Consider the following 25,750-nt stretch of genomic DNA (forward strand, 5'->3'; position numbering starts at 1 on the left):
TGACGCGGCAGCAGCCGCTGCAGCCCCGCCCGCCGCAGCCCCGCCGGCCGCCGCGGCCGAGCCGGCCCCGATCACGGCCCCGATCCCGATCATCGGCGGCCAGCGCAGCGCCCGCACCACCGGCGTCGCGCCCAAGCCGGTCCCCGTGCCGGCCGACGCGCCCATCACGAGCCCGCAGCCGCTCGCGACGGCGGAGCAGGCCGCCGAGGTGCAGGACGTCGTCACCCCCCTGCGCGGCATGTCGAAGAGCCTGGCCGCGAACATGGCGATGAGCCTGACCGTGCCGACCGCCACCAGCGTGCGCACCATCCCCGCCAAGCTCCTGATCGACAACCGCATCGTGATGAACAACCACATGCGCCGGTCCCGCGGCGGCAAGGTGTCGTTCACGCACCTGATCGGCTGGGCGCTGATCAAGGCACTGGGGATGTTCCCGAGCCAGAACGTCTACTACAACGAGGTCGACGGCAAGCCGTCGGTGATCGCCCCCGCCCACGTCGGACTCGGCATCGCGATCGACCTGCCCAAGCCCGACGGCACCCGGTCGCTGATGGTCCCCGCGATCAAGCGAGCCGACACGATGACGTTCGGCGAGTACCTCTCCGCGTACGAAGACCTCGTCACCCGCGCCCGCACCGGCAAGCTCACCGCCGACGACTTCTCCGGCGCCACCGTGTCCCTCACCAACCCGGGCGGAATCGGCACCGTGCACTCCGTGCCGCGGCTGATGAAGGGCCAGGGCTGCATCATCGGCGCCGGCGCGCTCGACTACCCGGCCGAATTCCAGGGTGCGAGCGTCAAGACGCTGACCGGCCTGGCCATCTCGAAGACCATCACCCTCACCAGCACCTACGACCACCGGGTCATCCAGGGCGCAGGCTCGGGCGAGTTCCTGAAGATCGTGCACGAACTGCTGATCGGCGGGCACAACTTCTACGAGGACATCTTCTCCGCCCTCCGCATCCCCTACGACCCGATCCACTGGGCGCCCGACATCAGCGTCGACCTGGCCAGCGCCGTCGACAAGACCGCGCGCGTCCAGGAGCTGATCAACGCCTATCGCGTGCGCGGCCACCTGATGGCCGACATCGACCCGCTCGAGTACACCCAGCGCACCCACCCCGACCTGGACATCTCCAACCACGGGCTGACCTTCTGGGACCTCGACCGCGAGTTCGTCACCGGCGGCTTCGGCAGCAAACGCCTGATGCTGCTCCGCGACATCCTCGGCGTGCTCCGCGACTCGTACTGCCGCACCACGGGCATCGAGTACATGCACATCCAGGACCCGGCGCAACGCAAGTGGGTGCAGGAGAAGATCGAGAAGACCTACGTCAAGCCCACCCACGACGAGCAGATGCGCATCCTCGGCAAGCTCAACGAGGCAGAGGCGTTCGAGACCTTCCTGCAGACCAAGTACGTCGGCCAGAAGCGGTTCAGCCTCGAGGGCGGCGAATGCACCATCGCGCTGCTCGACGCGATCCTGCAGGGCGCGGCGGATGCCGGCCTCGACGAGGTCGCGATCGGCATGGCCCACCGCGGCCGCCTGAATGTGCTCACCAACATCGCCGGCAAGACCTACGGCCAGATCTTCCGCGAGTTCGAGGGAACCCAGGATCCGCGCACCGTGCAGGGCTCCGGCGACGTCAAGTACCACCTGGGCACCGAGGGAACCTTCCGCGCCACCGACGGCACCGAGATGCCGGTCTACCTGGCTGCGAACCCGTCCCACCTGGAGGCCGTCGACGGCGTCCTCGAGGGCATCGTGCGGGCCAAGCAGGACCGCAAGCCGATCGGCACCTTCTCCACCCTGCCCGTGCTCGTCCACGGCGACGCCGCGATGGCCGGCCAGGGCATCGTGCTCGAAACCCTGCAGATGTCCCAGCTGCGCGGGTTCCGCACCGGCGGCACCATCCACCTCGTCGTCAACAACCAGGTCGGCTTCACCACCCTGCCGGGAGACGGCCGCACCTCGGTCTACTCGACGGACGTCGCCAAGACCATCCAGGCGCCGATCTTCCACGTCAACGGGGACGACCCGGAGGCCGTGGTCAGGGTCGCCGAGCTCGCCTTCGCCTACCGCCAGGAATTCAAGCGCGACGTCGTCATCGACCTCGTCTGCTACCGCCGGCGCGGCCACAACGAGGGCGACGACCCGTCGATGACGCAGCCGCTGATGTACAACCTGATCGAGGCGAAGCGCTCGGTCCGGAAGCTGTACACGGAGGCCCTCGTCGGCCGTGGCGACATCACCCAGGCGGAATACGAGGCCGCGCACGGCGACTTCCAGGACCGGCTGGAGCGCGCGTTCATGGAGACGCACGCGGCACAGTCCTCGTCGATCCCGATCGTCGGCGCCGGCTCGCGCGGGCTCGGCGAGAACCAGGCCCAGGATGACGCGGTCGGCGAACCGGCCACGACCGGCGTCCCCGAGGCCGTCGTGCACCTCATCGGCGACGCGTTCATGAACAAGCCCGCCGGCTTCACGGTGCACAACAAGTTGCAGCAGCTGATGCAGAAGCGTCTCGACATGAGCCGCAACGGCAACATCGACTGGAGCTTCGGCGAGCTGCTCGCCCTCGGTTCCCTGTTGCTCGAGCGAACCCCGGTGCGCTTCGCCGGCCAGGACGCCCGACGTGGCACGTTCGTGCAGCGCCACGCGGTGCTGCACGACCGCATCAACGGCCAGGAATGGCTGCCGCTGGCGAACCTGAGCGAGGACCAGGCCCGGTTCTGGATCTACGACTCGCTGCTCAGCGAATACGCGGCCATGGGCTTCGAGTACGGCTACTCGGTGGAACGCGCCGACGCCCTCGTGCTCTGGGAAGCCCAGTTCGGCGACTTCGCCAACGGCGCGCAGACCGTGATCGACGAGTTCGTGTCCTCCGCGGAGCAGAAGTGGGGCCAGCGGTCATCCGTCGTGCTGCTGCTGCCGCACGGCTACGAGGGCCAGGGTCCTGACCACTCGTCCGCCCGGATCGAACGCTACCTGCAGCTCTGCGCCGAAGACAACATGACCGTCGCCCGCCCGTCGACGCCGGCCTCGTACTTCCACCTGCTCCGCCGCCAGGCGTACATGCGGCCGCGGCGCCCGCTGGTCGTCTTCACTCCCAAGTCGATGCTGCGCCTGCGCGGCGCGACCAGCAGCGTCGCCGACTTCACCTCCGGCCGGTTCGAACCGGTCATCGACGATGCCCGGATCACCGACCGGTCCCGGGTCAAGCGGGTGCTGTTCCTGGCCGGCAAGCTCTACTACGACCTGCTCAGCGAACTCGAGAAGAACCCGAACCCCGAGATCGCCCTGGTCCGGATGGAGCAGTACTACCCGCTGCCCAAGGTCGAGCTCAAACAGGTTGCGGACCAGTACCCGGATGCCGAACTCGCCTGGGTGCAGGACGAGCCGGAGAACCAGGGTGCCTGGCCGTTCTTCTACCTCGAGACGAACAAGCTGGGCCCGCGCCCGGTGACACTGTTCTCACGGGCGGCGTCGGCGTCGCCCGCCGCCGGATCGGCCAAGCGCCATGCCGCCGAGCAGGCCGACCTGATCAGCAGGGCGCTCACCGTCTGAGCTCAGACAACCGAGTCTGAGCACAGACAACCGAGCTCGTCGACTGCCCCGTTGCCGCTGCCGGGCGACCGTCCTAGGCTGGGCGCATCCCCCGTCGACAGGAGCCCGCCCCCATGCCCGCACGCGATGCACCCCGATTCGGCGAACCATGCTGGGCAGACCTGATGACCTCCGACCCCGACGGGGCCCGGGAGTTCTACGGCCGGCTCTTCGGCTGGACGGCGGTCCGGTCCGCCATGGAGGGCAGCGAGTACCTCACGTTCCGGCGCGGTGACGACGACGTCGCCGGCATGGCCGTGCAGATGGCCGGTTCCCCGGCCGCGGACGCCTGGTCGATCTACCTCGCCGTCGAGGACGTGGACGCCACCACCCGGGCCGCACGGGCGGCCGGCGGCCAGGTGCTCGCCGAGCCGGTGACGATCGGCTCGATGGGCCGGATGGCCGTCGTGTCGGACCCGACCGGGGCGGCGGTCGGCCTCTGGCAGCCCCTCGACTTCGCCGGTTTCGGCGTGACGGGCGAGGTGGGCAGCCCGGTCTGGCACGAGCTGAACACCCTGGACTACCCCACCGCCGTCGCGTTCTACGAGACCGTCTTCGGCTGGAAGCCTGTCGTGCTCAGCGACACCGACGAGTTCCGCTACAGCGCCATCGGCGCGGAGGGCGCGATGGTCGCCGGGGTCTTCGACGCGTCGGCGCATCTCCCCGCCGGGATGCCGTCGCACTGGCAGCTCTATCTCGGCGTGGCCGATGTGCCGGCCGCCGCCGCCCTGGTCAGTGAGCTCGGCGGCACCGTGCTCCAGGAGCCGTGGCACTCGGAATTCGGCACGTTCGCCCGGGTCTCCGACCGGACCGGCGCGATGTTCGTGCTCGGCTCCGTTGACCAACCGGACGCGACGGATCAGCCGGCCACGACCTGACGCGGCGCGCCCAGTGCGGCCGCACGCCCAGTGCGGCGGGTCAGCGGGTCCGTGCAGCGGGTCAGTGCGGCGGGTCAGTGCGGCGGGTCAGTGCGCTGACTGGATCGTGCGCAGCTTCAGCAGCACCTGGTCGCGCAGGTCCTCGGGCGCGGTCTCCCGGCAGGCGCGCTGCACGGCCTCGGTGAGGGTGCGTCCGACGAGGTGCTCGTCGCTGCAGTCACCGCAGTGGGCAAGGTGCTCCTGAATGTCGGAGGCGTCCTCGCCACGGAGTTCATTGTGCAAGTATTCCTCGAGTTCGGCCTTGGCCTTCTCGCATCCACAGTCGGTCATGCTGATGTGCTCCCGGTTTGAGTGTGGCCTGTCGCGATCGTGCCGAGCCCACGCTCGAGGGCGTAGCCGGACAACAGGTCGCGGAGGAGTCGCCGGCCACGGTGCAGGCGGCTCATCACAGTGCCAATGGGTGTTTTCATGATTTCGGCGATCTCCTGGTAGGAGAAGCCTTCAACGTCGGCGAAGTAGACGGCCAGCCGGAAGTCCTCCGGGATGGACTGCAACGCGTCCTTGACCGCACTGTCGGGCAGGTGGTCGATGGCCTCCGCCTCGGCCGACCGGCTCGCCATGGCGGTGGTCGATTCCGCCCCGCCGAGCTGCCAGTCCTCGAGGTCGTCGATGGTGCCCTGGTACGGTTCGCGCTGCTTCTTGCGATACGTGTTGATGAAGGTATTGGTGAGGATCCGGTACAGCCAGGCCTTGAGGTTGGTGCCCTGCTCGAACTGCTTGAAGGCGGCGAAGGCCTTCACGAAGGTCTCCTGGACCAGGTCCTGGGCATCGGAGGGATTGCGGGTCATCCGCATGGCCGCCGCGTAGAGCTGGTCGATAAAGGGCAGGGCCTGCTCTTCGAACAGGTCACGCAGGTCGGTCGCATCAGTTGTCATCACCGACGATTCTACTTCGTCGACCTCGAACACGCTCGGTCGCTCCAGCACCATGGACAGCGCCATCCGTACCTCCCTCATCCATTCGTCACCGACTATTCTGATAACCGATGTTGATCTCGAGATATTCCAAGCCTGAGTTCGATCCCTACGGCGACTCGTCGCCCGAGGAGACGAATGAGTGGTGGCCCGCGCCGACGGCCGGGGGGCCGCTCGACGCCGTCGTGTCGCTGCCCGGGTCGAAATCCCTCACCAACCGCGAGCTGGTGCTCGCGGCGCTCGCCGCCGGGCCGTCCCTGCTGCGCTCCCCGCTGCACTCCAGGGACAGCGACCTGATGGTCGCCGCCCTCCGCCAGCTCGGCACCACGATCGACGCCGTCCCCGGCGACGGCGAGTTCGGCCCTGACCTCACGGTCACCCCGGGCGAACTTGTCGGCTCCACCACGATCGACTGCGGCCTGGCCGGCACCGTGATGCGGTTCCTGCCCCCCGTGGCCGCGCTCGCGCTCGGGCCGACCACCTTCGACGGCGACGCCGGCGCCCGCCGCCGGCCGATGGCGACCACGATCAGCTCGCTCCGCGCCCTCGGCGCCGACATCAACGACGACGGCCGCGGCGCCCTTCCGTTCACCGTGCACGGCACGGGCCGCCTGGCCGGCGGCGAGGTCACCATCGACGCGTCCACCTCCAGCCAGTTCGTGTCCGGCCTCCTGCTGGCCGGCGCCCGGTTCGAGCACGGCCTCCACCTCCGCCACTCCGGCGAGCGCCTGCCGAGCCTCCCCCACATCGAGATGACCATCGCCACCCTCGCCCGGCGCGGAGTCGACGTGCAGAGTCCGTCGATCGGGGAATGGGTCGTCGAACCCGGCCGGATCTCCGGCGCCGAGGTCGAGATCGAACCGGATCTCTCGAACGCGGCACCGTTCCTGGCCGCGGCGCTCGTCGCCGGGGGCACTGTCACGATCACCGGCTGGCCGTCGGAGACCACCCAGGTCGGTGCGGACCTGGCCGAGCTGCTCCCCCGGTTCGGCGCGCGGGTCAGCCTGGTCGGCGACCGCCTCACCGTGTCGGCCGGCGACCGGATGTCCGGCGTCGACCTCGACCTGTCCACCGGCGGGGAACTCGCCCCCGCGCTCGTGGCCCTCGCCGCCCTGGCCGATTCGCCGAGCACCATCACCGGGATCGGGCACATCCGCCACCATGAGACCGACCGACTCGCCGCCCTGGCCGCCGAGATCAACGGTCTCGGCGGCGCCGTCACCGAACTGCCCGACGGGCTCCGGATCGAGCCCCGCCCGCTGCACGGCGGTCACTGGCGCAGCTACGACGACCACCGGATGGCGACCGCCGGGGCCCTGATCGGCCTCGTCGTTCCCGGGGTGGAGATCGAGAACATCGGCACCACCGCGAAGACCCTCCCCCAGTTCACCGACCTGTGGCGCGCCCTCATCGCCCCCGGGACCGCTCCGGTCGTGCCGAAATGACCTGGTGGGCGAGCGCCGATGACGACGACGAGCCTGAGTTCGACGAATCCAGCGTGCGGGTGCGCCCGAACCGCAAGGGGAACAAGCCCCGCACCAAGACCAGGCCCGACCACGAGAACGCGCTGACCGGCCGCATCCTCTCCGTCGACCGCGGCCGGTACACGGTCATGCTCGACGAGGGTCTCCCGACCGAACGCCGGGTCACCGCGGCCAGGGCGAGCGAGCTGCGCAAGCACGCGGTCGTCACCGGCGACCGCGTCGACATCGTCGGCGACACGACCGGGGCGGAGGGAAGCCTTGCCCGCATCGTGCGGATCGTTCCGCGCGTGACCCTGCTCCGGCGCAGCGCGGACGACACGGATGCCGTCGAGCGCGTCATCGTCGCCAACGCCGACCAGATGCTGATCGTGGTGGCGGCGGCGAACCCCGAGCCGCGCATCCGTCTCGTCGACCGCTACCTGGTCGCCGCCTACGACGCGGGGGTCTCCCCGATCCTCTGCATCACGAAGACCGACCTGGCCGACCCGGCCGTGTTCCTCAGCAACTTCGCCGGCCTCGACCTGCCCGTCTTCGAGAGCCGCGACGACGCGATGCCGCTGGCCGAGATCTCCGCCGCCCTGGTCGGGCACGACACCGTGTTCGTCGGCCACTCCGGCGTGGGCAAGTCCACCCTCGTCAACGCCCTGGTGCCGGGCGCCCACCGCGCCGTCGGCGTCGTCAACACCGTCACCGGCCGTGGCCGGCACACCTCCTCGTCGACCATCTCGCTGCGCCTCGAAACGGATGCCGGGCGCGGCTGGGTGATCGACACCCCGGGCGTGCGTTCCTTCGGCCTCGGCCACATCAACACCGACAACATCCTCAAGGCGTTCACCGACCTGGCCGCGATCGCCGAGAAGTGCCCGCGCGGGTGCACCCACCTGCCGAACTCGCCGGATTGCGCCATCAACGAGGCGGTGGCTGCCGGCAGGCTCGGCGACACTGGGAAGGCCCGCCTGGATTCGCTGCAGCGCCTGCTGGCGACCTTCGCCGCGGTCCCCGCCCACTGACAGGTTCCCGCCCACTGACAGGTTCCCGCCCACTCGTACCGGCCCGGTCCGAGCCGGTAGCGTGGAAGGCATGACGGACTCCACACGCCTCGCGGCCGGCGACACGGCCCCCAGCTTCACCCTGACCGACCAGGACGGGGCATCCGTCTCCCTGGCCGATTTCGCGGGCTCGAAGGTCGTGCTCTACTTCTACCCGGCCGCGATGACGCCGGGGTGCACGAAGGAGGCCTGCGATTTCAGGGACAACCTCGGCTCGCTCGCCGCGGCCGGTTACCGGGTGCTCGGGGTGTCCAAGGATTCCCCGGCGAAGCTGAAGTCCTTCCGGGAGAACGACCACCTCACCTTCCCGCTGCTCAGCGACTCGGACCTGTCCGCTCACAACGCCTACGGCGCCTGGGGCGAGAAGAACCTCTACGGCAAGACCGTGACCGGGGTGCTCCGTTCCACCTTCGTCATCGACGAGGCCGGCCTGGTCACCTTCGCCCTCTACAACGTCAAGGCCACCGGGCACGTCGCCTCGCTGCGGAAGAAACTCGGCCTCGACGCCTGATCCCACCGCGACGCCGCACCGGTGTCGCCCGGCGCCCATCCTGCGGCTCCTCGAGGGCGGCTGGGACGCGCGCAGGGGTCACGCGGCAGGGAATCAGGTCGTGCGCATCCCGCGCCGTTCACCGCCCGACCAGGGCGCGCTCGGGCGGCAGCGGTCATCCGCGCTGGTCGTCCGGGGTGTCGCCCGGGCCGGTCAGGGAGGTCGTCGCGGCGATCACCCGCGGCATGAACAACAGGGCCAGCACGGCCAGCGAGGGCAGGAGCAGCGCCCAGCCGAGGTCGACCCGGGCGTAGAGCCCCTGGAAGCAGCCCACGGCGACGGCGATCTGGACGAGCTGCCAGGTGACTGCCGCGCCGCGGATCCAGGTGCGCCGGCGCAGCGAGTTGATCGCGATCGCGGTGACCCAGGCCGCAGCGATGAGCACGAGCACCAGGATCGCGAGCGCGCTCGCCAGGGACGTGGGGGTCGCCGTGATCAACTCGAGCACGAGCCAGACGACCGCGGTCCAGAGGAGGGCGGCCTCCGCCCAGAGGAGGGCAGCGAGGATCAGCAGCGCCCGCGGCCGAAATGGCGCTCCGGAAGCGTTTTTGCCGTCGGAATGGCGGTCAGGGCGTTCATTCACAGAGATATCCCATACAAAACTATTGATTTGACTCCACCATTATGCGACCATATTTGAGGCCCGGTTGACGCTCACAGGGACGTGAGTAGGTCTCATTCCGTAGATCAGTTTCCTTCCTGCAACCGGCAGCCTCATCATCTTCGGCCAATCGGCCAGGCATCCCCGCAATAAAGGAGCACCCCTATGGACTGGCGCGACAAAGCTGCCTGCCTCACCGCCGACCCGGAACTCTTCTTTCCGGTTGGCAACACTGGACCCGCTGTGGACCAGATCGAGAAGGCGAAGTCCGTGTGCGCCCGTTGCAATGTGACCGAGGTTTGCCTCCAGTACGCGCTTGAGACCGGCCAGGACTCGGGTGTCTGGGGTGGGCTCAGTGAAGACGAGCGCCGCGCCCTCAAGCGTCGCGCCGCGCGCGCCCGCCGCGCCTCTTAGGAGAGAGCCGGCTTGCGCGAGTTCTGAAAACGACGCGCAGTCGCCCGGTAACGGGGCGCGGGGTTTTCGAGGCGCCCGCCTCTGGGCTGCCGCCTTGCGCGAGTCCTGAAAACGACGCGCAGCGTCGTTTTCAGGACTCGCGCATATAACGCAGGGGGATCTCGATCGTGACCTCGGTGCCGCTGCCCATCATGGTGTGCCAGTCGATGCTGCCGCTCAGTTCACCCTGGATCAGCGTGCGCACGATCTGAGTGCCGAGGCCCGACCCGACCTTGCCCTCCGGCAGGCCGGAGCCGTTGTCCCGCACCCGCACGGTGAGCGTCTCTTCGTTGCGCTCGGCCTCGATCGCCACCTCGCCCTCGCGCCCGGCCAGGCCGTGCTCGACCGCGTTCGTGACGAGTTCGGTGAGCGCGAGGGCGAGCGGGGTGGCGAAGGCGCTCGGGAGGATCCCGAAGCTCCCGGATGACTTCGGATGCGCCGTGGTGTTATGCGCGGACGCGACCTCCGCGATCAGCAACAGCACCCGATCGAAAACGACGTCGAAGTCGACCTGCTGGTTGAGCCCCTCCGACAACGTGTCGTGGACGACGGCGATGGCCGCGACCCGGCGCATGGCCTGGTTGAGTGCTTCGCGGGCCGTGTCCGAGTGCGTGCGCCTGGCCTGGATCCGCAGCAGCGACGCCACGGTCTGCAGGTTGTTCTTGACCCGGTGGTGGATCTCCCGGATCGTGGCATCCTTCGTGATCAGTTCACGTTCCTGGTGCCGGAGCTCGGTGACGTCCCGGCAGAGCACGATCGCGCCGATCCGTTCGCCGCGGTTGCGGATGGGGATGGCCCGCAGCGAGACCGTCACGCCCCGCGCCTGCACGTCGGTGCGCCACGGCGCCCGGCCGGTCACCACCAGCGGCAGTGACTCGTCGACGACCATCGTCCCGGTGAGCAGGCTCGTGGTCACCTCGGCGAGCGATTCGCCCTCGAGCTCGTCGATGAAGCCCATCCGGTTGAACGCGGACAGCGCGTTGGGGCTCGCGAAGGTGGTCACGCCGTCCACGTCGAGCCGGATCAAGCCGTCCGAGGCGCGCGGGGCACCTCGTCGCGGCCCCGTCGGGGCGCCCAGGTCGGGGAAGTCGCCCGACGCGATCATGGCGAACAGGTCGTTGGCGCAGTCGTTGAAGGTGAGCTCCTGGCGGCTGGGCGTGCGCGCCTCGCTCAGGTTGGTGTGCCGGGTGAGCACGGCGACCGGCGCGGCCGCGATCTTCGAGCCGGTGGAGCTGAGCCGCCGCATCACCGGGATGGCCCGCACCCGGGTGGGGGTCTCCTCATACCAGTCGGGGGCCGTCGTGTCGACGATCTTCGCCGTGTCGAAGGCCTCGGTGACCTGCTGGCGCCATTCGCCCTTGATCCCCTGGCCCACGAAGTCGCGGTAGAACAGGGTGGCGGCGCTCGACGGGCGCGCGTGCGCGACCGCGACGAAACTGCCGGCGGTGCTGGGCACCCACACGACGATGTCGGCGAATGCCAGGTCGGCGAGGAGTTGGGCGTCCGCGACGAGCATGTGGAGCCAGTCCACATCTTCGGCACTACTGCGGCCCTGGGCAAGTACGAGATCACTGAGCGTTGACACGGTCAATAGCCTAGGTCCCCCACTGCCTGCCGCACTCACCGGACCGGCCGGGGGCGGCCCGCCGATGGTGCCGGACAGGGGATTGGGCCATGCTGAGCACATGAGCGCAACACCGGGAAAGCCCGATCGTTCCCTGATTGTCATCCTCGGCGTCATCGCCGCCCTCGTCATCGTGGCCCTCGCCGTCGTGTTCACCCGGGGCGAACCGGCGCCGCTGGACCCCGACACGCCCGAGGGCGTCGTTCAGCTCTACTCCGCGGCCGTCCTCGCCGGCGACGAGCAGACCGCCGCCGGCTATCTCACCGCGGGCAGACTCGACAACTGCGACAAGGTCGACCCGGGCCCGTTGGACAACATCCGGCTCACCCTGGTGTCGACCACCGTGCGGGAGAACTCGGCCGACGTCAGGGTCTCCCTCGTCACCACCACCGACAACGGCCCGTTCGGCGCGAGCGAATACGAGAACGAGGATGTCTTCGACCTGGTCACGGTGGACGGCCGGTGGCGCATCGACGGCGCACCCTGGCAGCTGACGATCTGTCCGAACCCGAAGGCGACCTCATGATGGTCAGCCTGGTGCTGCTGGTCGCGATCCTCGTCATCGGCGGCGGGATAGCCGGCATCGTGCTGGCGGCCCGCAGGGCAGCCGGGCCGGACGACGGTCCGGCCAGGGCCCAGCCCACCGTGCGCCGGATCATCGTCTTCACGCTTCTGTTCGCCCTGGTCGTCATCGCCGCCATCGGAGTGGGCGGGTTGCTCGGGCGATTGCTCGACCCGGGAAACGCGCTGGCCTCCAGCGACATCACCGGCCTGGCCCGGTCGCTCGCGTTCACGCTCATCGCCGGTCCGTTCGCCGCGGTGCTCTGGTGGCTGCTCTGGCGACGGATGGGGCCGGACGAGCGGTCCTCGCTCGCCTGGGGCCTCTATCTGGCCGCGATGTCCACGGTCGGCCTGGTGACGGCATCCGCCGCGCTGCTGACCTGCGCGGCCGCCCTGGTCCGCGCCGACTGGCAGCCTCGCACACTCGCGACCGGCGTCGTCTGGGCCGGAGTCTGGGTCTGGCACCGGTGGATGTCCCGGCACGACCGGAAGAGCCCCCGCCGGCTCGTGACTGTGGCGCCCCTGCTCGGAGCGGTGTTCGGTCTGCTCGTCGGGGCGGGCGGGCTCGTCACGGCGCTGGGTTCCCTCGCCGACGCCGCCATCGACGGTTTCGCGCCGGGCTTCGTCGTCGGCGCACCGTGGTGGCGCCTGACTCTCCAGGCGATCATCTGGTGCGCCGGCGGGGTGGCCGTCTGGTGCTGGCATTGGTTCGCAGGCCGCGCCAGCACCCTGCGCGGCGGCCTTGCCGACGTGGCGCTGATGTCCGTCGGAGTGGCCGGTGCGAGCATCCTGAGTCTGGGTGGGGCCGGGACCGCCCTGTTCACCCTGCTGAAGCTGGGCTTCGACCGCTCGGCCCCCGTCGCCCAGATCCTGGACCCGCTCGGCACGGCCCTGGCGGCGGCACTGGTCGGGGCCCTCGTCTGGCAGTACCACCGCGGCCTGGCGATGGCCAGGTCGGACCGGACCCGGCTGGCCGCCGGCGTGGTGACGAGCGGTGTCGGCCTCGTCGCGGCGGCGTCCGGCCTGGGCGTGATCGTGAACTCGATCCTCGCCGCCGGCACGGCGACGCTCGCCGGCTCGGACACCCGTTCCCTCCTGCTGGGCGGGATCAGCGCCCTCGTCGTGGGAGGCCCCGTCTGGTGGGTGGCCTGGAAGCCGGCGAAGCCCGTCGACCCGGCCCAGGTCGGCGCCACCGGGCGTCGCGTCTACCTGGTCCTCATCTTCGGCCTCAGCGCCGTGGTGGCGATCGTCACCCTGCTGGTCATCGGCTACCGCATCTTCGAGTTCGCGCTCAGCGAGGCGACCGGCCAGAGCCTGGTCGACCGGGTGCGCGCACCGCTCGGACTGCTGGTGGCCACCGGGCTCGCCGCCGGCTACCACTTCGCCGTCTGGCGGCGCGACCGGTCGGCGATCACCGCGGCGCCCGGCCGGGACCGTACCGTCGCACGGGTGATCCTGGTCACCGGTGCTGATCCTGAACCGCTCGTCCGGGCCGTCGACGACGCCACCGGGGCCGCGGTCACGGTCTGGCGGCGGTCCGCGGGCACCGAACGCGTCGGCGCCGATCCCGTCAGCGCCGAGGCCGGTCCGACGGCCCAGCAGATGGCCGACGCACTCCGCGGCGTGACCGGCAAGCGGGTGCTCGTCGTGACCGGTCCCGGTTCCCGGATCGACGTGATTCCCCTGCGCGATTGACGGTGAGGCCCGCACAACGAGCGGGGCCGCTTCGCCTCAGCTCGCCGTCTCTGCCCTGCGCCACCAGACCCGCCCGCGCCGACGGGTGATTACCTGGGCTGGAACGGGCAGCAGCTCCGCACGCACGAACCGGCGGATGCGCACCCGTGCCGGCGACTTCGGCGCGGCATCGCGCAGGGTACGCCCGGCGAGGACCGCCGCATCCGCCCCCTGCTGGTCCTGCGGCACGAGCACCGCCGACTCGATGCCGCCGAACCGCCGCAGCGCCTGCACCACCTGCCCCCGCGGATCGAGGCCGACCGCGCTGGAACGAACCCGGTTCATCACGACGCTCACCCGGTCGGTCGTGATCACCTCGGCGAGGTCGACCCAGGCCCGCAGGAACCGGGACATCCCGACCGGGTCGGCCAGACCGCAGGCGACCACGTGATCGCACTCCCGCAGCCCGGCGAGGGTGGCCGCATTGCGCCGCGGGGCGAACAGGTCACTCGAGATCTCCTCATCGCTTTCCAGGCTGAAGCCCGTGTCGAGCACGACATAATCCACCCAGTGCCGGAGCGCGTCGATGGTGCGGGTGACCCGCTCGCCCGACAGTTCCGGCCAGCGCGACGGCCGGCCGATGCCGGTGAGAACCCAGAACGCGCCGGAGGGCGAGGCGTAGCGTTGCGCGATCCGCTCCAGTTCCGACCGGGTGAGGCTGTCCGAACCGGCCAGCCGGCACGCCGCCGCGAAGCCGGGTGCCTCATCGAGCATCCCGAGGGTGGGCGCGACGGAGCCGCTATACGTGTCGATGTCGGCGAGCACCACGGTGTGCCCCGCGGCGGCGATCTCCGCCGCGATATTGATCGCCAGGGTGGTCCTGCCCGGCGAACCGGCGGGACCCCAGACGGCGATCACGGTGCCGGTGCGCGCTGTACCGGTGCGCGCTGTACCGGCCCGTGCGGAGCCGGTGCGGGATGCCGCGACCGGTGGTGACGGGTCCTCGATGCGTGACGGGATGACGATTCCGCCGATGATCAGCGACTGGATCTCGGACCAGGCGGCCGAGGCGTCGAGGACCTCGAACAGGCCGAGCCCGACCGCATGCCGGCGGTCGGCATCCGTCTCTGCCAGGGCGATCAGCCGGATGCCGCGGGCGTCGCAGGCCGCGATCAGCCCGGCGCTGAGGGTGTCCCTGGCTGCCCCGGCGATCACGACGTCGGGAGTGCCCTCACTGAGCACGTCGAGGAGGTCCGAGACGGTGGCGGCGCGCGCCACGATGGCATGGCCGTGTTCGACGATGTCGGCCAGCAGCCGGTCCTCAGTGCGGCGCGGCAACGCCAGCGCCAGGGCGGCCACCGTCATTCCCCGAGCGGCTCATTGACCGGGACGACAGCGATGGCGTCACCGTTCGCGATGGCCTCGAGCACCGATGCGACCCTGGACTTGGGCACCAGGACCTCCACCGACCGAAGGCCGTTCGCCGCCACGAGGCCGGCCGGCTCGACGATCCGCACGACCCCGGCCTCGCCGACGAGCACCACAGGCGGCTCGAATTTCGCATGGTCGGATTGCCGCGCGGACCAGACGTCGACCACTGTGCCCGGTCCGATCGACGCGGCCAGGGAGCCGGTGGGCTCGACGACGACGCTCGTCAGGTCCGCCCCGGACTTCCGCCCGACGGCCGCGGCGGGGATGAGTTCGCCGGCGGCGACGGTTCGCGTCACGATGAGGCCGTCGGGCGGGAGCCGGCCGGGTGTCAGGTACAGGCCGTCCGCGCCGTCGAGGCGCACGTGCGACACCGCCAGGTCGCCGGCCTCGATGTGGTCGCCGATGATCAGCGCGGACCGGGCGGCATAGACGGCCGTGGTACGGTCGCTGCCCGCGACGACGAAGTAGACACCGGTGACCGCGGCGAGGACCATGACCAGGCCGATCGCGAAGCGCGGGTCGAACCAGAATCTCGGACGGGAAGTGCTCGTCGGCTTGCCCACGACCGGTTCCTCCGTTCTCGAGAGCCTGTCTCGTCGGTATCCATCGTCGTCGTCAATGCCGGGGCGCGGGCGAGTTATCCACAGGTGTGCGTCGCTCGCACTCCGCCCGGGCCGACGGCGGATAATCGGTGCATGAACGATTCCGTTCCTTCCCCCGCCGTGGGCCGTTTCCTCACCCTCGCCGACACCGCGGAGATCCTTTCCCTGTCCGCGGCCGAGGTGCACGACCTGGTGCGCACCGGCGAGCTCCCGGCGATCCGGCTCGGCACGACCGGGGTCTGGCGGGTCGAGCGCATTGTGCTCGAATCCTTCATCGAAGCCAAGTACGAGGAGGCCAGGCGGATGGCGCTCTGGCAGCAGTCGGACTTCGGCAACATCCCCGAGCTCTCCGGCGGTCGCATCATCCGACCTGAGGACTGACCGGGGCGGCGCCGACTAGGACAGCCGGACCAGCTGGATCTCAGCCAGCGGCACAATCCGGTACTGGTGCACCTCAGAGGCCCGGCGCAGCGTTCCCGCCGCGTGCACGGCCAGGTCGAGGTGGTCCCGCCCGACCCGGTCGATCGTGCCGGTGAGGAGCCCCGTGCGGGTGTGCACGTCGAGGCTGGACCGGCGTCGGCAGAGGTCGCGGAGCACGAACGACAGGCCGATCCGATCCACCAGCCGGGCTGCCCGGCCGGGTTCGGCGGCCAGAGACGCGGGCACCTCGGTCTGCGTCACGATCACCCCTGCGATCGCCGAGAGCGGAAGCACGCACTGTGCGCCCACGGTCGGGGCGTCCAGCAGATCGGCCGCCAGCCAGTCCCTGCCGAACGTCGTCGGCCGCAGGGTGATGGTCTCCCCCGAAACGAGGGCGACCCGGATGATGCCGGCACCTCGGATGGCGGCGAGACTGGTCAGCCGGTCCCGCAGGGAAAGCCGTCCCAGGCGCAGGCGCTCCTCCTCGGCGCGCAGGTCGATCTCCTCGGCGTTCAACTCGTGTTCGAGCTGTCCCTCGAGGTCGTCGAACAGGTTGTCCCAGCGCACACCCCGAAGGTAGCGTGAGCCGCCGACCCAGGCCACCGGTTATCCACAGGGGATATAAGCGCTAGACACCGCAGCGGCGGAATGGTTGAGTGTCCGCCATGGACTGCACCCCCGCTCGGGGGGTGCCTGGTGATCCGCACGGATTCCTTGACCACCCGAAGCACTCGAACGCCAGCACCAGTTCCAGACGCAATCCAGCACCACCCGAATGCCAGAACCACCCGAATGCCCAGGCGGACTGCGCCAGGGCAGCGGGCTCACGCGTCTCGGAGGAGTCATGACCGATCCTGCTGCCGACCCGGCACCGCACACCCGCGCCGAACGATTCCTCGACGAGGACTTCTTCGGGCACCAGCCGAGTCCGAGGGAACAACTTCCCGATCCGGAGCCGTTGCTGGTGAATCTCACCCGGTGCGTGATCGAAGTGCTGGCCGGCGCGCGCGAGCTCGACCAGCTCGCGCGCTGGGTCAGCGACGACGTCTACCGCCACCTGCTCAAACGGGTGGTGCTGTCGTCACGCGCCCGTGCGGTCAAGGGCCAGCAGGCCCAGCGCCCGGCCATAAGTATCGGCCGGGTGACCATCACCGAGCCGCGCGACGGCGTGATCGAGGCCGTGGTCATCGTGCACAGCCGTGTTCGGGTGCGCGCCGTCGCGCTCCGGCTGGAGGGCCTCGACCACCGCTGGCGGGCCAGCGCGATCAACGTGCTGTGATGACTTCCTGCCTGACCACCTCCTGCGTGGCTACTTCTTGCCTTGGGCCCGTCGCTCGGCGCGGTTGACGGGGGCCGGGGCGCCCGTGTCCCGCTGGCCGAACGCCCCACGCTGGGTGGAGGGGGCCGGGGCGGGTTCGTCCCCTGGCGCCTCGGCCACAGCCGCCGCCTTGCGTGCCCGGTCCGTCGCGGCCTGCTGGATCTGGCCACGTTGGTTGCGCACCTCGACTCCGCCGGAGTCGCTCGGGGCGGTGTAGCTGAGCTTCTCGTTGCCCGCCTCCGGGGTGAGACCCTTCGCCGCCACGACCGGACCGGCAACGGCGCCGGGACCCTGGCTGACCTCGACCTCCAGGTTGAACAGGAAGCCGACGGTCTCCTCACGGATCTGCCCCATCATCTGCTGGAACATTGCGAAGCCTTCGCGCTGGTATTCGACCAGCGGATCGCGCTGCGCCATGGCACGGAGGCCGATGCCGTCCTTGAGGTAGTCCATCTCGTACAGGTGCTCGCGCCAGCGGCGGTCGATCACCGAGAGCACGACCCGGCGCTCGAGCTCGCGCATGGCCGGGGAACCCAGGGATTCCTCCCGGCGCTGGTAGGCGACCTTGGCGTCAGAGACGATCTCACGGCGCATGAAGTCGCGGTTGATCCGCCCCTTGTTCCCGGCCTCGGCGACAACCTCGTCGATGGTGAGACCGACGGGGTAGAGCGTCTTCAGTTCGGTCCACAGGGCATCGAAGTCCCAGTCGTCGCCGTTTCCTTCACCGGTGTGCACGTCGAGCACCTCGTCGATGACGTCCTCGAGGAAGCGCTGGGTGCGCTCGTGCAGGTCGTCGCCCTCGAGGATGTGACGGCGGTCGCCGTAGATCGCCTCGCGCTGGCGGTTGAGCACGTCGTCGTACTTGAGCACGTTCTTGCGGATTTCCGCGTTCCGGCCCTCGACCTGGGCCTGGGCGCTGCGGATGGCGCGGCTGACGACCTTGGATTCGATCGCCATGTCGTCGGGCACACCCTGCCGGCCCATCAGGCTCTCGGCGGCGCCGGCGTTGAACAGGCGCATCAGGTCGTCGGTCAGCGACAGGTAGAACCTGCTCTCGCCGGGGTCGCCCTGCCGGCCACTGCGGCCGCGGAGCTGGTTGTCGATCCGGCGGGACTCGTGCCGTTCGGTGCCGAGCACGTAGAGCCCGCCGGCGGCGATGACCTTCTCCGCCTCCTCGGACACTTCGGCCTTGACAGCGGCGAACACGTCGTCCCAGGCCTCCTCGTAGTCGTCGGGAGTTTCGACCGGGCTCAGTCCCTTGGCGTTCATCTGGGCGACGGCGAGGAACTCGGCATTGCCGCCGAGCATCACGTCCGTTCCGCGCCCGGCCATGTTGGTCGCGACCGTGACGGAGCCGAGCCGGCCCGCCTGGGCGACGATCGCGGCTTCCCGCGCGTGGTTCTTGGCGTTGAGGACCTCGTGTCGCACGCCCTTCTTGGCGAGCAGGCGCGACAGGTACTCACTCTTCTCGACACTCGTGGTGCCGACGAGGATCGGCTGCCCCTTTTCGTGCCGGGCGACGATGTCCTCGACGACCTGGCCAAATTTCGCCTCTTCGTTCTTGTAGACCAGGTCGGACTGGTCCAGGCGCCGCATCGGCTTGTTGGTGGGGATGGAGACCACACCGAGCTTGTAGGTGCTCATGAACTCGGCGGCTTCGGTCTCAGCCGTTCCGGTCATCCCGGACAGCTTCGAGTAGAGCCGGAAGTAGTTCTGCAGGGTGACCGTGGCGAGGGTCTGGTTCTCGGCCTTGACCGCCACGCCCTCCTTGGCCTCGATCGCCTGGTGGATTCCCTCGTTGTAGCGGCGGCCCATCAGGATGCGCCCGGTGTGTTCGTCGACGATCAGCACCTCGCCGTTCATCACGACGTAGTCCTTGTCCTTCTTGAACAGGGCGTTCGCCTTGATCGCGTTGTTCAGGAACGAGATCAGCGGGGTGTTGGCCGACTCGTAGAGGTTGTCGATGCCGAGATAGTCCTCGACCTTTTCGATGCCGGGCTCCAGCACGCCGACGGTGCGCTTCTTCTCGTCGACCTCGAAGTCCACGTCGGGGATGAGTCGCTTGGACAGGCTCGCGAATTCGGTGAACCAGCGGTTGGCCTCACCGGATGCCGGGCCGGAGATGATCAGCGGCGTCCTGGCCTCGTCGATCAGGATCGAGTCGACCTCGTCGACGATCGCGTAGTAGTGCCCGCGCTGCACCATGTCCGAGGCCTGCCAGGCCATGTTGTCGCGCAGGTAGTCAAAGCCGAATTCGTTGTTCGTCCCGTAGGTGATGTCGGCCATGTACATCTCGTGGCGCTGCTCAGGCGTCTGGCCGGACAGGATGCAGCCGGTGGTCATGCCCAGGGCGCGGAACACGCGGCCCATCAACTCGCTCTGGTAGCTGGCCAGGTAGTCGTTCACGGTGATGATGTGAACTCCGCGGCTGGTGATCGCGTTCAGGTACGCGGCGGTGGTCGCGACGAGGGTCTTGCCCTCACCGGTCTTCATCTCGGCGATGTTGCCCAGGTGCAGGGCGGCCCCGCCCATGAGTTGCACGTCGAAGTGACGCAGGCCGAGCGTGCGAGTGGAGGCCTCGCGCACCGCCGCGAACGCCTCGGGCAGCAAGTCGTCCAGCGACTCACCGCCCGAGTAGCGCTCGCGCAGCAGCACGGTCTCGTTCTTCAGTTCCTCATCGGTGAGGTGACTGAAGTCCTCTTCCAGCGCATTGATGGCCTTCGCGTAATGCTCGAGACGACGCAGGACGCGCCCCTCACCAACACGAAGAACCTTTTCCAGAATTGAGGCCACGAATGCACTCCATATAGTCGTCATGGCGCATACTCACGCCTGTCGTCCGGCCGGACGCATGTGCTCCGGCGCAGCGCGCCGACACAGCGGCAACTATAACAATGCTAGTTGGTCAGTTGCTGCGCTTCATGGCGGACGGCACGGCCTCCCGGAGTTCGTCGCTGTTCTCGTCCAGCTCGATCACACCGTAGTCCCAGCCCTTGCGCCGGTAGACGACGCTCGGACGCTTGGTCTCCGCGTCCTGGAACAGGTAGAAGTCGTGGCCGACCAGCTCCATGAAGTAGAGCGCGTCATCCACGGTCATCGGGGCCGCGGAGAAGACCTTGCGGCGGATGACGACCGGTGAATAGGTCTCCTCCGGCTCCTCGACCGTGGCCTCCGGGTTCACGACCTGGATCGCTCCCGTGCGCACGCGCTCGAGGGTTTCCGCGTCGGCCGGGGTGATGTCGACGACACTGAAGTCAACCGAGGCGGCGTCGTGCAGCGAGGTGGGCCGGTGGGCGCCGCCACGATGCAGCTTCTGGCGGTCCTTCGCCCGGCGCACGCGCTCGAGCAGCCGGCCGAGCGCCACGTCGAAAGCCGCGTACTTGTCCGAGCCGTCGGCCTCGGCCCGAACGACGGGCCCCTTGCCGATCAGCGTCAGTTCGACGCGGTCGTTGCCCGTCGCCCCGTTCTTCTCATGGTGACGGCTGAGCTTGATTTCCAGGGCGAGAGCCTTGTCGGCGAGGCCGGCGACCTTCTCGGCCTTCTCCGTCGCATACTCCCGGAAACGATCAGTGATCCCTAGGTTTCGTCCTACGATGTTTGTTTCCATGACGACCTCCAGATCTGGCGAACCGCCCTTTTATCTGGGCGATTAGTACGCGCCTTTAGCTCCCACCGTACTGCCGTCCACGGGATAAGTCATCGCTTTTGTCAACGAGTTTCCGATGAACGATCGGTGACCGCGTGGCGACGCCGTGTTTCCGCCAGAGTGGCCACTCCGACCACCTCGCCACCAGCCTCGAGTATGGCTCGACGGGCCTCGAGCACCGTCGCCCCGGTGGTGAGGATGTCATCGACGACCAGGGCGCGGAATCCGTCCAGGCGTCGGCCGGCGACCAGGGAGCCTTCTCGGTTCGCGCCGCGTTCCGTGCTGTCGAGGCCGACCTGGTCCGACGTCTCGCGGACCGCGCGCGGCACCCGCGTCGGCGCCAGCCCACCCCGGCCGAGCAGCAGATCAACCGGGTGGAAGCCCCGCTGCCGCCAGGCCCGCCGCGACGACGGCACCGTGACCAGGTGGATGCCGGGCCCGCCGCTCCCCGCGGCTTCCGGCACCGCGGCGAGCGCGGCGACGACGGCGGAGCGGAGGGACGCGGAGAGCACGCCCACGGCATCCGTGCGCCCGCCGTCCTTGTAGGCGGCGATCACCTGCCGGGCCACGCCCGTGTAGTCGAGTGCGGACCACACCGGCACACCGCGCCGTTCGGTGCAGTGCACGGCGGGCCGCAGCGCCGCACGGCAGGCCGGGCAGAGCGCCCGGTCCGGTCGGCCGCACCCACTGCAGTCGATCGGCAGGACGACCGCCCACGCGTCGAGCAGGGCCTCCCCGACGCCGTACGACCGCCTCATCGGATCATCCTGCGTCCGGGCGGCCGCGGTGCGGGACCCGGCGCACCGGTCCGGTGGAGAACCGCCCCGGGCCTGCGCCGGGGAGGGCTAGCCGCCGATTCCCTGCTGGGTGGCCAGGAGCGTGACCGCGTCGATGCGCTGCTGCCAGCCGACTCCGCGCTGCACCAGCAGGCCGCCGGTCGAGGAGAGTGCGCGCAGGTCGCGCAGGCTGTTGCTGCCGACGATGGCGACGCTGTCCGGAGCGGATTCGAGGATCGAACTGACGCCGCCGATCTGCTGGGCGACGATCCGCTCGGCACCGCCGGGAACCACGGTCAGGTACGCCACGGTGAGTTCATCGATCCAGGTCGCGTCGACCGGCTCCCCCACCTCGGCGGCCAGCTGCACCTCGTCGCCGAGGGCCACCGGCAGGTTCTTCTCCCGCTTGATCGACACGACGACGAAACGGGTGTCCGTGCCCGCCCTCAGCAGCGCGATCAGCCTGGTTCCGTCGCGTGAAACCCGGAGGGACTGGATCGCGGAGGCTTCAGGCCATGGCGTCGGCACCGCGGTCGCGTCCCCGGCGGGGCTGTATACGAAGAGTTCCCCGGGGCGCCCGGCCGGCACCGACCAGACATAGCCGTGGTTGTCGACCGCCGGCGAGATCAGGCCCTGCCGCGGATCGAGCAGCTTCGGGTCGTCCCCCACCCGCACCCCGTAGACGCCGGAGCCGGTCAGCGCGGCCGCGACGGTCTGCCCGGGCGAGAGCGTCACGGCGCTCGGATTGAGGGCGACGATGCGGTCGGAGAGCCCGGGGATCGGCGTAGTCGTCTTCCCCGTCGCCGCGAGGAAGCCGAACTCGCCGTTCCGCAGCACCAGCGCCCTGGCATCCACCCGGGGGTTCAGCACCGGCGCATTCGCACCCAGATCGCCGATGTCCTGGGAGTTCTGGTTGATCGTGATGGTCACGGTCAACCCTGCGGGGAGGCTGTTGCTCAGCTGGGCACGCATCCGCTGCAACGTGACCCGGTCTGCGTTCAGGGCTTCGCTGTTCAGGTCGACCTTGGCATCCCGGGCGACGACCTGCACCGCGTCGGCGGTGAGCTTGGTCCCGCCGGGGAATGCGGTCACCACCGACCCGGCCAGCCACGGGCTGGGACCGGCGAGCATCCCGTTGACGATCTTGGTCAGGGTGGCCGCGCCACGCGGGAACCAGCGCAGGTCTGGCACCAGGTAGGTGAAGTCGGGGTCGAAGAAGTAGAGCGCCTGTGCGCTGAACACGTCCCGGAAGGTGGTCTCGTCGATCACCGTGCCATTGGGAGCCGCGCTGATCCGCCACTGGCCGCCGACCTGCACGAACTGGTAGCGCAGCGGAACCGGCGCCGAGGATTCGACCTCGTGGTACTCGCCGATCCCGTCGACCTCGGCGACCGGGTTGACCGAGAAGACCATCGTGCGTTCGTCGGCGGCCACGATGGTCCGGCCTCCGCCGTCGTCGACGGTCACCCCGGTTTCCGGGCTCCAGGACCCGCTGTAGCTCGGAGCCAGGAATTCCCGGGCGATCTCGTAGTCGTTCTCCGGGCTGGTCGCCGCGTCGATGAAGCCGCGAAGGATGCCCTCCTGGCTGGCGTCCTTCTGCGGCCTGGACGGCAGGAAGACCGGGGCGGGGGTGTCCCCGGGCCCCGCCGCCTGCCCTGGCCTGACGCTGCCGTCCCTCGGGATGCCGGAGCACCCGGCCAGGCACAGCGCGAGCGCGAGCATCGCGGCCAGGGTCCCGAACCGTCTACGCATGGTGCCCTCCCGTGACGATGCGGGCCGCGGCCGTGTCCAGGGTGTCAATCCCGGCGTCCTCCGGCGGCAGAGGGCTCGGCGAGGCGGTCAAGGTGCCGTGCGCCGTGCGCGGCAGGGTCAGCCGGAAGCAGGAGCCCTTGCCGGGGCTCGACCAGACCTGCAGCCAGCCGCCGTGCACCGCGGCATCCTCGAGCGCGATCGAGAGTCCGAGGCCGGTGCCGCCGATGGTGCGTTTGCGGGAGGGGTCGGCCCGCCAGAACCGGTCGAAGACGTGGCCGATGTCGGCCTGGCTCATGCCCAGGCCGTAGTCCCTGACCGACAGGGCCACGGCGGTCGCGTTGCTGTCGACCGAGACGACGATGGGTTTGCCTTCCCCATGCTCGATCGCGTTGCCGATCAGGTTGTGCATGATCCGGCGGATGCGACGCGGGTCGACTTCCGCGTCCAGGTGACCGCCGGGCGCCACGAGCGTCAGTCGTGATCCCTTCGAGTCGCCCAGGGAGCGGAGGCCGTCGATCGCATCCTCGGCCAGGTGGACCAGGTTCGTCGGCTCCGTCTCCAGGTCCACGGACCCGGCGTCGTACTTGCTGATCTCGAGGAGGTCGCTGAGCAACAGTTCGAAACGTTCGACCTGGGTGTGCAGCAGCTCGGCGGTGCGCCCCGTCGCCGGCGGGAACGTGGCACGCTGGTCGTAGAGCAGGTCCCCGGCCAGCCGAATGGTGGTGAGCGGGGTGCGCAACTCGTGCGACACGTCTGAGACGAAGCGCTGTTGCACCTCGGACAGGTCTGCGAGCTCCCGGATCTGACTCTGCAGGCTGTCCGCCATCCCGTTGAACGATTTCGCCAGGGTGGCGATGACGTCGGCGCCCTTCTCCGGGATGCGCACCCCCAGGTCGCCGGAAGCCAGCCGCTGGCTCGTCTCCGCGGCGACCCGGATCGGCGTGACCACAAACCGCACCACGATCCAGGTCACGGCTCCGATCAGCAGGATCAGGATGAGGCCGGCGAACAGGAGCGTGCGCTGCACGAAGAACAGGGTGGCCTCCGCCTCGCCGAGGTTGTATCCGATGTACAGCTCGTAGCGTCCGGCGACCGGGACGGTGAGCTGGGAGCCGACGACGATCCCGGGCACCTCACCGCCGTCGTCGGTCGCGAGGGTCACGGACTGCCAGAACTGCCTTCCCGGCTCACCCTGCACCGAACCGCGGAGCTCGTCCGAAATGACCGACGTCGACTCTCCGAAGGTCGAGAAGTCCTGCGGCGCCGCCGTTGATGGATCCTGGCCCGGCACCCGGAAGACCGCGATGAGCCGACTCGACGATGCCGCCGAGATGGAACTGCGGGCGGAGCCGAGCAGGCTCTGCACCTGCACTCTGTCCGAGGCGTCGGAGGCGTCCAGGATACCCTGGGCGGCCGACGTTGCCCGGTTCGAGTCCAGTTCGACCTGGCCCAGCCGGGACTGGAACAGGTCGTTGCCGACGCTGACCGACACATAGACGCCGACGAGGGCGATCGCGAAACCGGACAACGCCACGGTGATCGTCACCGTGCGGAATTGAAGGGAGGACCGCCACAGCCGGGCGACCGCGGCCGGCCAGGACCGCCAATCCCGCCAATCCCGCCAGTCGATGCGGGCGAATCCGGTGCGGACGGCCACGAGAACTAGCCGGCCGAGCCGGCCCGGTAGCCGACTCCGCGAACGGTCATCACGATGCGCGGGTTGTCCGGATCGTCCTCGACCTTCGCGCGCAGGCGCTGCACATGCACATTGACGAGCCGGGTGTCGGCCTTGTAGTGATAGCCCCAGACCTGTTCGAGCAGCATCTCCCGGGTGAAAACCTGTTGCGGCTTCGACGCGAGTGCGAGGAGGAGATCGAACTCGAGCGGGGTGAGGTTGATCTGGCGTTCGCCGCGCCGCACCTCATGCCCGGCGGCATCCACGACGAGGTCTCCGATCTGCAGGTTGGCCGGGGCGTCGTTCGAAGCGGGACGCAGGCGGGTCCTGATCCGCGCGACCAGTTCCTTGGGGTTGAACGGTTTGACCATGTAGTCGTCCGCTCCGGATTCGAGGCCCTTCACGACGTCGGTGGTGTCCGTTCTCGCCGTCAGCATGATGATCGGCGTTCCGGACTCGGCACGGATGAGACTGCACACCTCGATGCCGTCGAGGCCGGGCAGCATGAGGTCGAGCAGGATGAGGTCAGGTTTGGTCGCGCGGAACGCTTCCAGCGCCAGCGCGCCATCGGCGCAGAAGAATGGCTCGAAGCCTTCGCCGTTCAACACGATGCCGATCATCTCTGCCAGCGCGGTGTCGTCATCGACGACCAGAATGCGTGCGTTCATACGTCCG

General features: G+C 69.4%; 23 protein-coding genes. 10 read left to right on the forward strand and 13 right to left on the reverse strand.

What is annotated here, in order from left to right; all coding sequences use genetic code 11:
- A partial coding sequence (locus tag E3O48_RS16320) for a multifunctional oxoglutarate decarboxylase/oxoglutarate dehydrogenase thiamine pyrophosphate-binding subunit/dihydrolipoyllysine-residue succinyltransferase subunit (protein WP_134540593.1) occupies positions 1 to 3,568 on the forward strand: 3,568 nt, incomplete at its 5' end.
- Between the two features lie 113 nt (positions 3,569 to 3,681).
- Entirely contained in the window at positions 3,682 to 4,485 is an 804-nt protein-coding gene (locus tag E3O48_RS16325) for a VOC family protein (protein ID WP_134540596.1), read from the forward strand.
- Positions 4,486 to 4,572: 87 nt separating this feature from the next.
- On the opposite strand, the gene E3O48_RS16330 is transcribed toward E3O48_RS16325, so the two are convergent.
- Positions 4,573 to 4,815, reverse strand: coding sequence for a zf-HC2 domain-containing protein (locus E3O48_RS16330; RefSeq protein ID WP_134510712.1), 243 nt, complete (start codon positions 4,813 to 4,815; stop codon positions 4,573 to 4,575).
- A complete protein-coding gene (locus tag E3O48_RS16335) occupies positions 4,812 to 5,420 on the reverse strand; it encodes a sigma-70 family RNA polymerase sigma factor (RefSeq protein WP_231383354.1) in 609 nt (202 codons plus the stop codon). The genes E3O48_RS16330 and E3O48_RS16335 overlap by 4 nt, the downstream gene beginning before the upstream one ends.
- Positions 5,421 to 5,530: 110 nt before the next feature.
- Between E3O48_RS16335 and aroA the strand changes: the two genes are divergently transcribed.
- The 3 genes from aroA to bcp all read left to right on the forward strand — a co-directional run bounded on the left by aroA (position 5,531) and on the right by bcp (position 8,503).
- Positions 5,531 to 6,904, forward strand: a complete 1,374-nt coding sequence (aroA, locus tag E3O48_RS16340; protein ID WP_134540602.1) for a 3-phosphoshikimate 1-carboxyvinyltransferase — start codon at positions 5,531 to 5,533, stop codon at positions 6,902 to 6,904.
- Complete coding sequence (rsgA, locus tag E3O48_RS16345) at positions 6,901 to 7,953, forward strand: ribosome small subunit-dependent GTPase A (protein WP_134540605.1); 1,053 nt, start codon at positions 6,901 to 6,903, stop codon at positions 7,951 to 7,953. Before aroA ends, rsgA begins: the two co-directional genes overlap by 4 nt.
- A 70-nt stretch (positions 7,954 to 8,023) precedes the next feature.
- Positions 8,024 to 8,503, forward strand: coding sequence for a thioredoxin-dependent thiol peroxidase (gene bcp / locus E3O48_RS16350; protein ID WP_134540608.1), 480 nt, complete (start codon positions 8,024 to 8,026; stop codon positions 8,501 to 8,503).
- 154 nt (positions 8,504 to 8,657) lie between these two features.
- Here the strand turns inward: bcp and E3O48_RS16355 are convergent, their stop codons facing one another.
- A complete protein-coding gene (locus tag E3O48_RS16355) occupies positions 8,658 to 9,125 on the reverse strand; it encodes a hypothetical protein (RefSeq protein ID WP_241975022.1) in 468 nt (155 codons plus the stop codon).
- Positions 9,126 to 9,308: 183 nt separating this feature from the next.
- Here E3O48_RS16355 and E3O48_RS16360 point away from each other — a divergent pair, with 183 nt between their 5' ends.
- Entirely contained in the window at positions 9,309 to 9,557 is a 249-nt protein-coding gene (locus E3O48_RS16360) for a WhiB family transcriptional regulator (protein ID WP_035837005.1), read from the forward strand.
- 130 nt (positions 9,558 to 9,687) lie between these two features.
- Here the strand turns inward: E3O48_RS16360 and E3O48_RS16365 are convergent, their stop codons facing one another.
- Positions 9,688 to 11,181, reverse strand: coding sequence for a sensor histidine kinase (locus E3O48_RS16365; RefSeq protein WP_134510717.1), 1,494 nt, complete (start codon positions 11,179 to 11,181; stop codon positions 9,688 to 9,690).
- Between the two features lie 100 nt (positions 11,182 to 11,281).
- Between E3O48_RS16365 and E3O48_RS16370 the strand changes: the two genes are divergently transcribed.
- Positions 11,282 to 11,746 carry a hypothetical protein gene (locus E3O48_RS16370; RefSeq protein ID WP_134540611.1) on the forward strand — a complete coding sequence of 155 codons (465 nt, stop codon included), beginning with the start codon at positions 11,282 to 11,284 and terminating at the stop codon, positions 11,744 to 11,746.
- Entirely contained in the window at positions 11,743 to 13,476 is a 1,734-nt protein-coding gene (locus tag E3O48_RS16375) for a DUF5671 domain-containing protein (protein ID WP_241982588.1), read from the forward strand. The genes E3O48_RS16370 and E3O48_RS16375 overlap by 4 nt, the downstream gene beginning before the upstream one ends.
- 36 nt (positions 13,477 to 13,512) lie before the next feature.
- Here the strand turns inward: E3O48_RS16375 and E3O48_RS16380 are convergent, their stop codons facing one another.
- Together E3O48_RS16380 and E3O48_RS16385 are read right to left on the reverse strand one after the other, a co-directional pair.
- Positions 13,513 to 14,820, reverse strand: coding sequence for a regulator (locus E3O48_RS16380; RefSeq protein ID WP_174774817.1), 1,308 nt, complete (start codon positions 14,818 to 14,820; stop codon positions 13,513 to 13,515).
- Positions 14,817 to 15,449, reverse strand: a complete 633-nt coding sequence (locus tag E3O48_RS16385; RefSeq protein WP_134540614.1) for a hypothetical protein — start codon at positions 15,447 to 15,449, stop codon at positions 14,817 to 14,819. Before E3O48_RS16385 ends, E3O48_RS16380 begins: the two co-directional genes overlap by 4 nt.
- Positions 15,450 to 15,581: 132 nt before the next feature.
- On the opposite strand from E3O48_RS16385, the gene E3O48_RS16390 reads away from it, so the two are divergent.
- Positions 15,582 to 15,869, forward strand: a complete 288-nt coding sequence (locus E3O48_RS16390) for a helix-turn-helix domain-containing protein (RefSeq protein WP_134510720.1) — start codon at positions 15,582 to 15,584, stop codon at positions 15,867 to 15,869.
- Between the two features lie 15 nt (positions 15,870 to 15,884).
- Here E3O48_RS16390 and E3O48_RS16395 read toward each other — a convergent pair whose 3' ends face one another.
- Positions 15,885 to 16,511 carry a hypothetical protein gene (locus E3O48_RS16395; RefSeq protein ID WP_241982589.1) on the reverse strand — a complete coding sequence of 209 codons (627 nt, stop codon included), beginning with the start codon at positions 16,509 to 16,511 and terminating at the stop codon, positions 15,885 to 15,887.
- A gap of 241 nt (positions 16,512 to 16,752) precedes the next feature.
- Between E3O48_RS16395 and E3O48_RS16400 the strand changes: the two genes are divergently transcribed.
- A complete protein-coding gene (locus E3O48_RS16400; protein ID WP_134510721.1) occupies positions 16,753 to 17,187 on the forward strand; it encodes an Rv3235 family protein in 435 nt (144 codons plus the stop codon).
- Positions 17,188 to 17,217: 30 nt separating this feature from the next.
- On the opposite strand, the gene secA is transcribed toward E3O48_RS16400, so the two are convergent.
- The 6 genes from secA to mtrA all read right to left on the reverse strand — a co-directional run bounded on the left by secA (position 17,218) and on the right by mtrA (position 25,743).
- Positions 17,218 to 20,019, reverse strand: a complete 2,802-nt coding sequence (gene secA / locus E3O48_RS16405) for a preprotein translocase subunit SecA (RefSeq protein WP_134540617.1) — start codon at positions 20,017 to 20,019, stop codon at positions 17,218 to 17,220.
- Positions 20,020 to 20,131: 112 nt separating this feature from the next.
- Positions 20,132 to 20,833 carry a ribosome hibernation-promoting factor, HPF/YfiA family gene (hpf, locus tag E3O48_RS16410; protein WP_134510723.1) on the reverse strand — a complete coding sequence of 234 codons (702 nt, stop codon included), beginning with the start codon at positions 20,831 to 20,833 and terminating at the stop codon, positions 20,132 to 20,134.
- A gap of 101 nt (positions 20,834 to 20,934) precedes the next feature.
- The gene (locus E3O48_RS16415) at positions 20,935 to 21,630 is read right to left on the reverse strand and encodes a ComF family protein (RefSeq protein WP_134540619.1); all 696 of its coding nucleotides are present in this window, start codon (positions 21,628 to 21,630) and stop codon (positions 20,935 to 20,937) included.
- Between the two features lie 87 nt (positions 21,631 to 21,717).
- The gene (locus E3O48_RS16420; protein WP_134540622.1) at positions 21,718 to 23,400 is read right to left on the reverse strand and encodes an LpqB family beta-propeller domain-containing protein; all 1,683 of its coding nucleotides are present in this window, start codon (positions 23,398 to 23,400) and stop codon (positions 21,718 to 21,720) included.
- Positions 23,393 to 25,057: an MtrAB system histidine kinase MtrB gene (mtrB, locus tag E3O48_RS16425; RefSeq protein ID WP_241982590.1), complete on the reverse strand. Its 1,665-nt coding sequence runs from the start codon at positions 25,055 to 25,057 to the stop codon at positions 23,393 to 23,395. Before mtrB ends, E3O48_RS16420 begins: the two co-directional genes overlap by 8 nt.
- Before the next feature lie 5 nt (positions 25,058 to 25,062).
- Positions 25,063 to 25,743 carry an MtrAB system response regulator MtrA gene (gene mtrA, locus E3O48_RS16430; RefSeq protein ID WP_134510726.1) on the reverse strand — a complete coding sequence of 227 codons (681 nt, stop codon included), beginning with the start codon at positions 25,741 to 25,743 and terminating at the stop codon, positions 25,063 to 25,065.
- Between the last annotated feature and the right edge of the window lie 7 nt (positions 25,744 to 25,750).

Origin of the sequence: Cryobacterium sp. HLT2-28 (assembly GCF_004402495.1) — a bacterium.
Classification (GTDB): Bacteria; Actinomycetota; Actinomycetes; order Actinomycetales; family Microbacteriaceae; genus Cryobacterium; species Cryobacterium mannosilyticum.